General features: G+C 43.2%; 14 protein-coding genes. All 14 read left to right on the forward strand.

What is annotated here, in order from left to right:
* Positions 1–7: 7 nt before the first annotated feature.
* The 14 genes from topA (at position 8) to ACPUYX_RS03255 (ending at position 12,665) form a co-directional block, all read left to right on the forward strand.
* Complete coding sequence (gene topA / locus ACPUYX_RS03190; RefSeq protein WP_426378255.1) at positions 8–2,098, forward strand: type I DNA topoisomerase; 2,091 nt, start codon at positions 8–10, stop codon at positions 2,096–2,098.
* A gap of 30 nt (positions 2,099–2,128) precedes the next feature.
* Positions 2,129–3,457 carry a methylenetetrahydrofolate--tRNA-(uracil(54)-C(5))-methyltransferase (FADH(2)-oxidizing) TrmFO gene (trmFO, locus tag ACPUYX_RS03195; RefSeq protein ID WP_426378256.1) on the forward strand — a complete coding sequence of 443 codons (1,329 nt, stop codon included), beginning with the start codon at positions 2,129–2,131 and terminating at the stop codon, positions 3,455–3,457.
* Positions 3,451–4,365 (forward strand): site-specific tyrosine recombinase/integron integrase, encoded by a 915-nt coding sequence (xerA, locus tag ACPUYX_RS03200; RefSeq protein ID WP_426378257.1) that lies wholly within the window; start codon positions 3,451–3,453, stop codon positions 4,363–4,365. The genes trmFO and xerA overlap by 7 nt, the downstream gene beginning before the upstream one ends.
* A gap of 84 nt (positions 4,366–4,449) precedes the next feature.
* Positions 4,450–4,980 (forward strand): ATP-dependent protease subunit HslV, encoded by a 531-nt coding sequence (gene hslV, locus ACPUYX_RS03205; RefSeq protein WP_426378258.1) that lies wholly within the window; start codon positions 4,450–4,452, stop codon positions 4,978–4,980.
* 17 nt (positions 4,981–4,997) lie between these two features.
* Positions 4,998–6,380 (forward strand): ATP-dependent protease ATPase subunit HslU, encoded by a 1,383-nt coding sequence (gene hslU / locus ACPUYX_RS03210; protein ID WP_426378259.1) that lies wholly within the window; start codon positions 4,998–5,000, stop codon positions 6,378–6,380.
* A 38-nt stretch (positions 6,381–6,418) separates the two neighbouring features.
* Positions 6,419–7,210 carry a GTP-sensing pleiotropic transcriptional regulator CodY gene (codY, locus tag ACPUYX_RS03215; protein WP_047811196.1) on the forward strand — a complete coding sequence of 264 codons (792 nt, stop codon included), beginning with the start codon at positions 6,419–6,421 and terminating at the stop codon, positions 7,208–7,210.
* Between the two features lie 24 nt (positions 7,211–7,234).
* A complete protein-coding gene (locus ACPUYX_RS03220) occupies positions 7,235–7,693 on the forward strand; it encodes a hypothetical protein (protein ID WP_426378260.1) in 459 nt (152 codons plus the stop codon).
* A gap of 227 nt (positions 7,694–7,920) precedes the next feature.
* Entirely contained in the window at positions 7,921–8,655 is a 735-nt protein-coding gene (rpsB, locus tag ACPUYX_RS03225) for a 30S ribosomal protein S2 (RefSeq protein ID WP_426378326.1), read from the forward strand.
* Positions 8,656–8,786: 131 nt separating this feature from the next.
* Entirely contained in the window at positions 8,787–9,440 is a 654-nt protein-coding gene (gene tsf, locus ACPUYX_RS03230) for a translation elongation factor Ts (RefSeq protein WP_426378261.1), read from the forward strand.
* A gap of 98 nt (positions 9,441–9,538) precedes the next feature.
* A complete protein-coding gene (gene pyrH, locus ACPUYX_RS03235) occupies positions 9,539–10,264 on the forward strand; it encodes a UMP kinase (RefSeq protein WP_088224793.1) in 726 nt (241 codons plus the stop codon).
* Positions 10,261–10,818 (forward strand): ribosome recycling factor, encoded by a 558-nt coding sequence (frr, locus tag ACPUYX_RS03240; protein WP_088224794.1) that lies wholly within the window; start codon positions 10,261–10,263, stop codon positions 10,816–10,818. The genes pyrH and frr overlap by 4 nt, the downstream gene beginning before the upstream one ends.
* Entirely contained in the window at positions 10,815–11,033 is a 219-nt protein-coding gene (locus ACPUYX_RS03245; RefSeq protein WP_426378262.1) for a hypothetical protein, read from the forward strand. The genes frr and ACPUYX_RS03245 overlap by 4 nt, the downstream gene beginning before the upstream one ends.
* A gap of 74 nt (positions 11,034–11,107) precedes the next feature.
* A complete protein-coding gene (locus tag ACPUYX_RS03250; RefSeq protein WP_426378263.1) occupies positions 11,108–11,872 on the forward strand; it encodes an isoprenyl transferase in 765 nt (254 codons plus the stop codon).
* 10 nt (positions 11,873–11,882) lie between these two features.
* The gene (locus ACPUYX_RS03255) at positions 11,883–12,665 is read left to right on the forward strand and encodes a phosphatidate cytidylyltransferase (RefSeq protein ID WP_426378327.1); all 783 of its coding nucleotides are present in this window, start codon (positions 11,883–11,885) and stop codon (positions 12,663–12,665) included.
* Positions 12,666–12,675: the final 10 nt, after the last annotated feature.

The raw sequence follows: 12,675 nt of genomic DNA on the forward strand, positions 1-12,675 counted from the left end.
TGAAATTATGTCGAAAACGCTTGTAATAGTAGAATCTCCAGCCAAAGCTAAATCAATCAGCAAATTTTTAGGAAATCGTTATACCGTAAAAGCTTCAATGGGACATTTGCGGGATTTGCCTAAAAGTCAGTTAGGAGTTGATTTAGATCATGATTATGAGCCGAAATATATTGCTATTCGTGGTCGCGGAGATTTAATTAAAGATTTGCGTTCAGCCGCTAAAGGCGCTGAAAAAATATTTCTTGCTTCTGACCCGGACCGTGAAGGGGAAGCAATCGCCTGGCATCTTTCTTTCCTATTAGGCCTTAAGCAAGGAGAAAAGAACCGTATTGAATTTCATGAAATTACGAAGTCTGCAATCCAGGCAGCCATAAAACATCCTCGTGAACTTGATGCGGATCGGGTGGATGCCCAACAGGCTCGCCGGGTTTTAGATAGATTAGTGGGTTATCAATTAAGTCCTTTGCTCTGGAGAAAAATTAAAAAGGGCTTAAGTGCTGGTCGAGTCCAATCTGTAGCTGTTCGCCTCGTCGAGGATCGGGAGGAGCAAATTCGTTCTTTTGTGTCAGAAGAATACTGGAGTTTAACTGCAAATCTTGAGTCTAAGGGTGGTAGATTTGGGGCAAAACTATTAAAAAAGGCGGACAAAAAAATATCTATTTCCTCCAAAGCGGAAATGGAAATGATTCTGGAGGACATTAAGGGGAAAGAGTTTAACGTATCAGACGTTCGAGCCAAAGAAAAGAAAAAGCAGCCCGCACCGCCTTTCACGACGAGCAGCTTACAGCAAGAAGCTCATCGAAAACTAAGCTTTTCACCGAAACGTACCATGATGTTAGCGCAACAGCTTTATGAAGGTCTTGATTTAGGCAAGGAAGGTACTGTCGGACTTATTACTTACATGCGTACTGACTCTGTAAAAGTGGCTGAGGTTGCCCAAACTGAAGCGAAAGAGTGGATCTTAGCTCATTTTGGAAATGATTATTATCCCTCGGAACCTCGTCAGTTTACTAATAAGGGTCGCTCTCAAGAGGCCCATGAAGCGATTCGGCCTACCCTTCCGCTGCGTTCTCCTGAATCGGTGAAAGGGATTTTGTCACGTGATCAATTACGTTTGTACCGTTTGATCTGGGAGCGGTTTATTGCCAGTCAAATGAGTGCAGCTATTATGGATACTTTGACCGTCGATATCCTTGTAGGCGATGCCCTTTTCCGGGCCAACACCTCAACGATCCGTTTCTCGGGCTTTTTAGCGGTTTATGAGGAAGGAAAAGATGAGGAAGACGTCCAGGATGATGAACAAAGTTCACTAACTTTTTCAGTTTTGCCAGGCGAACCTCTTAAACTTATTCAGTTGCAAGAAAAACAACATTTTACAGAGCCGCCGCCGCGCTATACCGAGGCTTCCTTGGTGCGGAAGTTAGAAGAGGAAGGCATTGGAAGGCCGAGCACCTATGCGCCCACAATTGAAACTATCCAAACCAGAGGTTATGTTGTTAAAGAAGAAAAGCAATTGATGCCAACGGAACTGGGAGACATCGTTATTTCTCTTCTTAAAGAGCATTTTCCGGACATCGTAAACCTGGAATTTACGGCGAATTTGGAAGAAAAACTCGATCTTATCGAAGAAGGAAGGGTTCCCTGGAAGTCTGTTGTTCAAGAATATTACTTGCCTTTCTCCGAGACGCTTGCTCTGGCCGAAGAACGCATTGGTAAAGTAAAAATTGAGGATCAGGTATCGGAGGAGATTTGTGAGAATTGCGGACGCAATATGGTTATTAAGATGGGGCGTTATGGTAAATTCTTGGCTTGTCCTGGATTTCCGGAGTGCCGAAATACAAAGCCATTTTTAGAACAAGTTGGTGCAAATTGTCCTAAATGTGACAAACCTCTTGTTCTGCGGCGTTCAAAGAAAGGCCGTAAGTTTTTTGGCTGCAGCTCTTACCCTGAGTGTGATTTTGTTTCGTGGGAAATGCCGGCTCCTGAACCTTGTCCGGAATGTCAGCAAATGATGGTAATCAAGACGTCCAAGCGGCAAAAGAAGTATGTGTGTACAAATCCGGAATGCCGATTTACTAAGATCATCGAAGAAGAGTAAGTCATCTGCGGGGATAGGAGAGTTTTTAATATGCAAAATGTCATTGTTATCGGCGGAGGGCTGGCAGGCTCAGAAGCTGCTTGGCAGCTTGCCAAACGCGGGGTGAAGGTGGACTTATTTGAAATGAGACCTGCTAAATTTACCCCTGCTCACCATACTGAATGGTTTGCAGAATTAGTTTGCAGCAATTCGCTGCGTGCGGCAGGATTGGAGAATGCCGTTGGTTTATTAAAAGAAGAGATGCGGTGTTTAGATTCGTTAATTATGAGCGCTGCAGATCACACCATGGTTCCTGCCGGGGGTGCTCTGGCAGTTGACCGGAGTTTGTTTTCCAAGGAGATTACGCAGCGATTAATGGAACATCCTAATGTTACTATTCACAGGGAGGAAGTTCGTTCTCTGCCAGAGGAAGGAATTGTGATCGCAGCTAGTGGCCCACTGACTTCAGACGATTTAGCGAGGGATATTTCCCGTTTAACCGGCGAGGAAGCTCTTTCCTTTTATGATGCAGCTGCCCCCATTGTAACCTATGAATCTATCGATATGAGTAAGGCCTTTTGGGCTTCGAGATATAACAAAGGTGAAGCAGATTATCTTAATTGTCCTATGTCCAAGGAAGAATATGAATTGTTTTATCAAGAACTGACCGGTGCGGAAACAGCTGAAGTTCAAGGCTTTGAGCAGGGAGAGGTATTTGAAGGCTGCCTTCCTGTCGAAGTCATGGCTAAGCGCGGCATTCAAACCTTAACCTTTGGGCCGCTCAAGCCTGTTGGTCTTCAAGATCCTCGAACAGATAAAAAACCTTTTGCGGTTGTTCAGCTGCGCAAGGAGAATCAGACGGGAACCCTTTTGAATTTGGTAGGTTTTCAAACCCATCTTAAGTGGGGTGAGCAGAAACGAGTATTTTCTTTGATACCTGGTCTGGAAAAAGCCGAGTTTGCACGTTTTGGTGTGATGCACCGCAATACTTTTTTAAATGCTCCCAAAGTCCTCAGAGCAGACTTTAGCCTCAAGGGCAAACCATCACTTTTCTTTGCAGGGCAGATTACCGGTGTGGAAGGGTATGTAGAATCCGCGGCCAGCGGTCTTTTGGCAGGGCTTAATGCCTGGCGGCGTTTACAGCAGATGGAAACCTTGGTGTTTCCGCCGGAAACAACGTTGGGGGGATTGGCAAGGCATCTTGAGGGTTCACCCAGTCAGAGCTTTCAGCCTATGAATATTAACTTTGGTTTGTTGCCGCCCTTGAGTGAACGGATACGAAATAAGCGAGAAAAAAACAGCAGAATTTCTCAGCGAGCTCTGGATTCCTTGCGTGAGTTCTGCTCTCGAGAAAACTTAGAGGAGGCTGGCAGGTGTTAGCCGATGAGGCCCTAAGTTTGTTTGCGGGCTATCAGCATTCTCAAAACCGGTCCGAACATACGGTTATAGCATACCAAAACGATCTGGGGCAATTTTTTCGTTTTGCGGCTTTGGAGTTGGGGCAAGAACCTGAAAACCTAAGGGTTGATCAGATCGACGTTTATATTGCTCGTAGTTTTTTGGGGATACTAACAGACCAAGGACTGTCACGCAAAAGCATGGCTCGTAAACTTGCTGCTTTAAGATCGTTGTTTAAGTTTTTATGTCGTGAAGGGATACTGCAGATGAATCCGATACAGCGAATCGCAAGTCCCAAGGTGGGAAGAAAACTCCCGCATTTTCTCTATCTTGATCAAGTTGAGGGTTTGCTTCATGCGTCTGATTGTACACAGCTTCTCGGTGCACGAGATCAAGTGATTATGGAACTTCTCTACGGCTCAGGGCTTAGAGTTAGCGAACTTGTTAGTTTAAATCGTGAGAGTCTGGATTTAGACGGCGGATTGATTAGGGTTTTGGGCAAGGGAAATAAGGAAAGGGTTGTGCCCATTACAAATTATGCGCGAGAAGCGATTAATCACTATCTGAATATGCGCGGTGACAATCATGAAGCTCTCCTCTTAAATTATCAAGGGACACGTTTGACAGATCGTTCTGTGCGTCGGATTTTGGATAAGCTAGTAACGAGAGTATCTTTAGAACAGCATGTGAATCCGCATATGCTTAGGCACTCTTTTGCTACTCATCTTTTAGACGGCGGAGCAGATTTAAGGAGCGTTCAAGAATTGCTTGGACATCAAAAACTAACATCAACTCAGATTTATACTCACCTGACCCGTGAACGTTTAAAAGAGGTTTACGGAAAGGCACATCCTCGAGCAAAAAGAGTTATAGACCCATTAGAAAAATAAATTTTCACAAAAAGTTGCAAATTGTCTACAATTGACTTGACACGCGGAAAATGCCCTAGTAAACTGCATAAAGGAGGAGTTATCATGTTTCATGCAACGACGATCGTCGCAGTGAAAAGAGGGGAGCATGTTGCCATCGCGGGAGATGGGCAAGTAACCTTCGGGCAGGCCACTGTGATGAAACATAAAGCCCGGAAAGTGCGCCGCTTATATCACGGTAAGGTAATTACCGGATTTGCAGGCTCAGTAGCGGATGCTTTTACACTTTTTGATAAATTCGAGCAAAAACTCGAAGAATATCATGGAAACCTGCAACGAGCAGCTGTTGAGCTGGCTAAGGAATGGCGTATGGATAAAATGCTTAGGAATCTTGAGGCGTTGCTCTTAGTCGCAGATAGCCAAAATCTCTTAATTGTTTCTGGATCTGGGGAAGTCATTGAACCCGATGATGGTATTGCCGCTATTGGTTCGGGAGGAAACTATGCTTTAGCTGCTGCTCGCGCTTTAGTTAAGCATACAAACCTTACACCGGCGGAAATTGTTAGAGAATCAATGCTTGTAGCTGCCGGGATTTGTGTTTATACCAATGAACAAATTATGGTTGAAGAGTTATAGGGGGTGATATTGATACCATGGAAAGCTTAACTCCTCGAGAAATTGTCCGTGAATTGGACTCCTATATTGTTGGACAAGATGCTGGTAAACGGGCTGTTGCAGTTGCTTTGCGCAATCGCTATCGGCGTTCTTTGCTTCCGGAAAAGTTGCAGGATGATATCATTCCCAAAAACATCTTAATGATCGGTCCTACTGGTGTCGGCAAAACAGAGATTGCCAGACGCTTAGCGAAACTTGTTCGAGCTCCTTTTATTAAAATCGAGGCAACAAAATTTACCGAAGTGGGATATGTGGGCCGTGATGTAGAGGCAATTATCCGGGACTTAGTAGAAATTGCCTTGCGGATGGTCAAGTCTGAGCGTGCAGAAATGGTTCAGACACAGGCCGCAATCAACGCTGAGAAACGTTTAATTGAACTCCTGGTTCCCGGAAAACATTCTGAAAAATCCTCAGCGAATCCCTTCCAGATGCTGTTTGGACAATCTTCGGAGACGGAGAAGGACGATAATATTACTCCAGAGCTTGATAAAGAGCGGGCTCTGGTAGCGGAACGTCTTCGATGTGGAGAACTCGAAGAGAAAATTATTGAGATTTCCGTTGAAGAGACGACGCCCCTATCGGATATGTTAGGGAATAATATGATGGAGATGGGCCTGAATATTCAGGATATGGTGTCCGGGATACTGCCTAAACGGCATAAAAAGAGAAAAGTAAGTGTCAAAGAAGCACGCAAAATTTTAATCAACGAAGAAACTCAAAATTTAATTGATCAAGATGAGGCTGTTAACGAAGCCATTCACAGGACTGAACATGAGGGTATTGTCTTCTTGGATGAAATTGATAAGATTGCCGGGCGCGAAGGTTCCGGAGGTCCCGATGTTTCGAGGGGCGGAGTACAGCGAGATATTCTTCCCATCGTCGAGGGTTCAACTGTAGTTACCAAATATGGCCCAGTCAAAACTGATCATATTCTTTTCATCGCTGCCGGGGCATTTCATCTCAGCAAACCTTCCGATCTTATTCCGGAACTGCAAGGAAGATTCCCCATCAGGGTTGAATTAGAATCTTTAAGTGTTGCAGATTTCAAACGTATCCTAACTGAACCTCAATCGTCGTTAATTAAGCAATATAGCGCTTTGTTAGGAACAGAAGGGATAAGGGTGGAATTTACAGAGAATGCTATTGATGAATTAGCTGAAGTTGCCTATAAAGTAAATTCTACTACTGAAAATATTGGCGCGCGACGTCTCCATACAATTATTGAAAAAGTTTTGGAGGAGCTGTCCTTTGAAGCGTCTGAACTTCCTGAAGATTACACCGTAACGATCAATCGAGAATACGTTCAGCATCGTTTGGGTAATGTAATTCAAAACCAAGATTTGGCGCGTTATATTTTATAATCTAAAATCCGAAGCAAGTTAAGGAGGACAAAAAACTTATGGAACAATTATTAGAAAAAACAAGAGCTATCAATAAATTAATCCAGCGTGCTGCTGGAAATCCCGTTGATTTTGAAGAAATGGCTAAGGTGCTTCGCCAAGCCATTATTGCTAATTGTTATATTGTCGGACGTCGGGGGAAAATCTTAGGCTATAGCTTTATGAACCACTTCGTTTGTGGGACGATGGATGAAATCGTTATGCATTCCGAGCGCTTCCCTGAAAGCTACAATGACGGACTTATGAAAATCAGCGAGACAAAGACGAACACCACTCAAGTTGCTAACGGGTGTATCTTTGACTGCAATACGCCATGCCATTTCAACAATAAAGTGACAACCGTCGTTCCAATTTTAGGCGGAGGCGAAAGGGTTGGGACACTTGTTTTGGCTAAATATGATGAAGAATTTAAGGAAGAGGATCTTGTTCTTGCCGAATATGGTGCAACAGTCGTGGGAATGGAAATTTTAAGGGTTAAAGCTGAACGTGCTGAAGAGGAAGCCCGCAAAAAAGCGGCAGTACAAATTGCTGTTGGCACTTTATCTTACTCCGAACTTGAAGCTGTTGAACATATCTTTGCTGAATTAGGCGGAGGAGAGGGACTATTGGTAGCCAGCAAGATTGCTGATCGAGTTGGGATTACTCGTTCCGTTATTGTTAATGCTCTCCGTAAGTTTGAATCGGCCGGAGTTATTGAGTCTAAGTCCTTGGGAATGAAGGGAACTTATATTCGAGTTTTGAATGATTATCTTCTTGATGAATTGGATAAACACATCAAACATGCAAAGTAAACTGATGTGCCGGAGGTGGTTTTCGTGGATGAGCATGAATATATTTACCAATTGAGACCGCTTGTCATCCCTGGCCTCTTCTTTCTCGTCCTTTATCCTATACTTTTGGGGTGTATCTTTTTATTTCACAAGTTTCCGAGTATGGAACTAAACGTACTCATAGGGATATATTGTCTTAGCGTTCTTGGCATTCTCTCCTTATGGGTTATCGGTAAGAGTAAACGTGTTCTCATCAAAGAAGAGCAGATTATCTTTAGCTCCTTATTAGGAAAACACGTTCTTGAACCGAAAGACATCCGTCGAGTTGCTTTTTATTTTGACGGAAAGGGACAAGAAGTTGCGCAAATTCGCACAGGAGATGTCTTTTTCTATTTGAGTGAATTTTACTTTCCCTTCCCGGAACTCATGAGCGACTTGGAGAATTTTATTCGGGAGCATAACCTGCGATCGAATTTACAGAACTATCTAGGATTAAATGAATGATCTTTATCATCTTTTGCTGATGTTGCCTTTACGTTAGGTTTATGCACTGCCGGATCTTATGAATTAGGTTTGTTTTTCATTGCATTAAGGTTAGTATTATGCTAATCTATTCTCAGTGTGGTTTATTGACACACGCAGTGGGATTGGAACGCTGTTCTTTGTTAGGACAAAGGGCGTTCGGGGATGAACCTGCGGAGGAAAAAACAAAAGAAAGTAGGTATGAAAAAATGGCAGTTATCTCTATGAAACAATTGTTGGAAGCCGGTGTTCATTTTGGACACCAAACACGTCGCTGGAATCCTAAGATGGCCCGTTATATTTTTACAGAACGTAATGGAATTTATATCATTGATCTGCAAAAAACTGTAAAAAAAGTTGATGAAGCTTATAATTTTGTCCGTAACCTGGCCACCGATGGAGGAACTATGCTCTTTGTCGGCACTAAAAAACAGGCTCAGGAGTCTGTTAAAGAAGAAGCTGAACGTTGTGGCATGTTTTTCGTTAATGAACGTTGGCTTGGAGGAATGCTGACGAACTTCCAAACAATTCAAAAAAGGGTTGACCGTTTGCGCGAACTAGAAAGAATGGAAACTGAGGGAGTTTTCGAAGTACTCACTAAGAAAGAAGTGTCTGCACTTCGCCATGAAATGGAGAAATTGGAGCGTTTCTTAGGTGGTATTAAAAATATGAAGAAACTTCCGGATGCGTTATTCATCGTTGATCCTCGTAAAGAACGCATTGCAGTGGCAGAGGCACGCCGTTTAAATATTCCGATTGTTGCCATTGTTGATACGAACTGTGACCCTGATGAGATTGATGTTGTCATTCCGGCTAACGATGATGCCATTCGTGCCGTTAAATTGCTGACTGCTAAAATGGCTGATGCAATTATCGAAGGACAACAAGGCAGTGTGGATGAAGCTGAAGAAGCTGCAGAAACCGGAGAAGTAGCTGAAGGATAAAACTCGAAATTCGAAGTTCGAGGCGCGAAATTTCGAAGTTCGCGCCTCGAATTTTGTGCAAAAAATTATTGCAAATAATCAAATATTGGCACGTGCCCTGAGCATTGTGTATTGAATTCGGAGGGTTGATTATGGCTGAAATTACGGCAGCGCTGGTTAAAGAGTTACGTGAACGTACCGGCGCAGGAATGATGGATTGCAAAAAGGCTTTAACTGAGTGTAACGGTGATATGGATAAGGCTAGTGACTTTTTACGTGAAAAAGGATTAGCAGCTGCAGCGAAAAAGGCAGGACGAGTTGCCGCAGAAGGAATTGTTGATTCCTATATCCATGGAGGCGGACGCATCGGAGTACTCCTGGAAGTGAATTGTGAAACAGACTTTGTGGCTCGCGGAGAAGAATTCAAATCACTGGTTAAGGATGTTGCTATGCATATCGCGGCTGCAAATCCACAATATCTCAACAAAGAAGAGGTCCCTGCAGATGTCCTGCAGCACGAGCGAGATATTTTGAAGGCTCAAGCTCTTAATGAAGGGAAGCCGGAAAAGATCATCGAAAAGATGGTTGAAGGACGTATCGAGAAATATTATAAAGAAGTATGTTTAATGGAACAAGCTTTTGTCAAAGATCCTGATAAGACCATTAGTGATTTAGTACTTGATAAAACTGCTAAAATCGGAGAACGAATTGTTATTCGTCGCTTTACTCGCTATGAATTAGGTGCAGGTATTGAAAAACGGCAAGAGGATTTTGCTTCAGAAGTTATGAAAGAAATTAATCGATAGTTGTTAGAAAATTGATCTAGAGAACACCCTGGTGTTCTCTTTTTCGAATGTAAAGTGACTCAGTACTTACTTGAAAAAGGATTATTTGGAGGTTATCCATGGAAAAACCGCAATATGGTCGAGTCATCCTGAAAATAAGTGGAGAAGCGTTAGCAGGAAATCAAGGGTTTGGTCTGGAACATAATATGTTAGTCACCGTCGCCAGGCAAGTGGCGGAGATCAGAGCTATGGGAGTAGAAGTTTGCGTGGTTGTCGGAGGCGGTAATCTCTGGCGTGGAATCGCCGGAAGTGCTCAGGGAATGGATCGGGCTACTGCTGATTACATGGGAATGCTGGCGACAGTGATGAATGCTCTGGCCCTGCAAGATGCTTTAGAAAAAGCAGGCTCTGATACCCGAGTATTATCAGCCATTGAAATGCGTCAAGTGGCAGAACCCTATATCCGCCGACGAGCGATTCGCCATATGGAAAAAGGTCGTATTGTAATTTTTGCCGCCGGAACAGGGAATCCTTATTTTTCCACTGATACAACAGCGGCACTGCGTGCAGCAGAGATTGAAGCCGAAGTTATACTGATGGCTAAGAAGGTTGATGGCGTTTACGATTCTGATCCTGTAAAGAATCCCCAAGCTAAGAAATTCGATCGTCTAAGTTATCTTGAAGTTCTAAGCAGGGGTTTAGGAGTTATGGATTCTACGGCGACGTCACTCTGTATGGATAATAATATTCCTGTCATCGTCTTTGATTTAACAAAAGAAGGCAATATTAAGCGAGTCGTTCTCGGTGAATCAATCGGAACATATGTTGGGAGGGATAGTCAATGATCTCTGAGGTAATTAAGGATGCGGAAGAGCGAATGCGTAAAGGAGTTGACGCTCTGCGCAAAGAATATGGATCGATACGTGCCGGTCGAGCTAATCCGAACGTCTTGGATAAGGTTATGGTTGAATATTATGGTGCCCCTACACCCATTAATCAACTAGCTAATGTCTCTGCTCCGGAACCAAGGCTGCTCGTAATTCAACCTTGGGACAGATCAGTTTTGCCTGTCATCGAAAAGGCCATTTTGAAATCTGATCTTGGACTTAATCCCTCAAGTGACGGTAGCGTAATTCGTCTGCTGATTCCACAACTAACCGCTGAACGCAGAGCTGAAATTGTAAAGAAAGTTAAAAAAGAAGCTGAGGATGCACGAGTTGCTGTAAGAAATGTCCGTCGGGATGTTAATGATAAATTAAAAAAATTAGAAAAAGATCATGAAGCCTCAGAAGATGAAGTTAAACGTGCACAGGATGAGGTTCAAAAAATTACTGACCGAATTATTAAAGAAATTGAACATGTTATGGAAACTAAGGAAAGTGAAATCACCGAAGTATGACATTTTCGTGGTATGGATTAAGTTGGGATGAAGTAAGAAGAGATCTTGAAGCTTTGGATAAACCGTATGCTTTCCAAATCACTTATCCGCGTGGTAAAATGGAAACGCGGGGCAACTTACGAGTTGTTCGTCTGCGGGAATCTGAAGATCGAGTAGATGTTATTTTGGCCCATGAGAAGTACTCACGCTGCGAGCATCGACCCCCTAATTGTTAAGGGGGTCTTTGACCTCTCTATGTGATTCTGACCGATCTGTTTGGGAATCGAATATCATATTATGAGGTGGAATAATGTGGTTCAAATCTTGGAACCAAACGAAAGATAATTTACCAGACCAGGTTGCTATGGACTGCCTCCCTCGTCATATTGCTATTATCATGGATGGGAATGGGCGCTGGGCTCGGAAACGTGCCTTGCCTCGTTCAATGGGACATCGCGCAGGTGTTGAAGCCTTGCGCAAAATTGTTAAGACTTGTTCTAAATTAGGAATTGAAGTTCTAACTGTCTATGCATTTTCGACGGAAAACTGGAGCAGACCTAAGGATGAAGTTGGCATATTAATGAAGTTGTTGACCGAATATCTCAGAAAGGAACTCGAAGAACTGCATCAAAATAATGTTGTCATTCGAGCCATTGGGATACTTAAGGATCTTCCTCTGGAAGCACAACATGAATTAGAACGTGCTGTAGAGCGCACTAAAAACAATTCAGGGTTAGTCCTTAATCTGGCCTTAAATTACGGTGGACGCTCCGAGATTATTGATGCGGTTAAGAAAATGAGCCAAGATGTTTTAGCAGGAAAACAAAAGATTGACGATATTGATGAGAAAATCTTTAGCGATAAGCTTTTTACGGGCGGACTTCCTGACCCGGATTTATTAATAAGAACTTCGGGTGAAATGAGATTAAGTAATTTTCTCTTATGGCAGCTGGCTTATACAGAGATTATGGTTGTTGAAGAGTTCTGGCCAGACTTTGGAGAAAACTCCTTAATAGAGGCGATAAAAGAATACCAGAAAAGAGATCGCCGTTTTGGCGGAATACATACAAATTGAGGAAATTGTGATGTTTAAACGAACCATTAGTGCCTTGATTGGTGCTCCGCTTCTTTTAGGGCTGACGTATTTGGGCGGCCCTTATACAGCTTTTCTTGTGGCTGTGCTGGCCTTATTAGGCTTGCGCGAGTTTTTGCGCATAGGCAAACATATGGGCATGGAGGTTTGGAATATACTGACTGCCCTGGCGACAGTTGGCTGGCTCGTCATTGTTTTCAGGTACGGCTCTGAGTGGATGTCAACAGCTATTATATTCTGGCTGCTTATTACCTTTGGTCGTCTTGCTCTGACTTACCCGGAAACACCCCTCACTGAAGCAAGTTTTAATTTTTTAGCTGTCATGTATTCAACAGTTTTACTATCCCATTTGTACTTACTGCGCCAGCTTTCTCATGGTTTAGAGTGGACCTTTCTGACATTTTTTTTGGTATGGGCGACGGATACTGGTGCATACCTTATTGGAAGAGGATTTGGCAGACATCTGTTAGCTCCTCAGGTTAGCCCTAAGAAAACTGTCGAAGGTTCCATTGGCGGATTGTTGTCAAGTGTTCTCGTCGCTCTTTTGTTTTGGCGCTTGGCGAATAACGCAGCATTTCTTACGTATTTTGTTTTAGGAATTGCGATTGGCATTAGTTCTCAAATTGGTGATCTTTTCGAATCAGCTTTAAAGCGAACTGCGGGGGTCAAAGATTCTGGAAGCATAATACCGGGACATGGAGGGATCCTAGATCGGTTTGACAGCCTGATTTTCGCTCTTCCGTTGGTATATTATGGTGTGATTTTACTGTCGTGAGGTGAGAGTT

The organism is Desulfosporosinus sp. SYSU MS00001 (genome assembly GCF_049943955.1).
In the GTDB taxonomy this organism is placed as follows: Bacteria; Bacillota; Desulfitobacteriia; order Desulfitobacteriales; family Desulfitobacteriaceae; genus Desulfosporosinus.

Bases quoted from the DNA above. Each gene is read 5' to 3' on its own strand.
- ACPUYX_RS03255 (WP_426378327.1), top strand. From the start codon at position 11,883: ATGTTTAAACGAACCATTAGTGCCTTGATTGGTGCTCCGCTTCTTTTA.
- hslV (WP_426378258.1), top strand. From the start codon at position 4,450: ATGTTTCATGCAACGACGATCGTCGCAGTGAAAAGAGGGGAGCATGTT.
- rpsB (WP_426378326.1), top strand. From the start codon at position 7,921: ATGGCAGTTATCTCTATGAAACAATTGTTGGAAGCCGGTGTTCATTTT.
- trmFO (WP_426378256.1), top strand. From the start codon at position 2,129: ATGCAAAATGTCATTGTTATCGGCGGAGGGCTGGCAGGCTCAGAAGCT.
- tsf (WP_426378261.1), top strand. From the start codon at position 8,787: ATGGCTGAAATTACGGCAGCGCTGGTTAAAGAGTTACGTGAACGTACC.
- ACPUYX_RS03250 (WP_426378263.1), top strand. From the start codon at position 11,108: ATGTGGTTCAAATCTTGGAACCAAACGAAAGATAATTTACCAGACCAG.
- codY (WP_047811196.1), top strand. From the start codon at position 6,419: ATGGAACAATTATTAGAAAAAACAAGAGCTATCAATAAATTAATCCAG.
- ACPUYX_RS03245 (WP_426378262.1), top strand. From the start codon at position 10,815: ATGACATTTTCGTGGTATGGATTAAGTTGGGATGAAGTAAGAAGAGAT.
- pyrH (WP_088224793.1), top strand. From the start codon at position 9,539: ATGGAAAAACCGCAATATGGTCGAGTCATCCTGAAAATAAGTGGAGAA.
- hslU (WP_426378259.1), top strand. From the start codon at position 4,998: ATGGAAAGCTTAACTCCTCGAGAAATTGTCCGTGAATTGGACTCCTAT.
- topA (WP_426378255.1), top strand. From the start codon at position 8: ATGTCGAAAACGCTTGTAATAGTAGAATCTCCAGCCAAAGCTAAATCA.
- frr (WP_088224794.1), top strand. From the start codon at position 10,261: ATGATCTCTGAGGTAATTAAGGATGCGGAAGAGCGAATGCGTAAAGGA.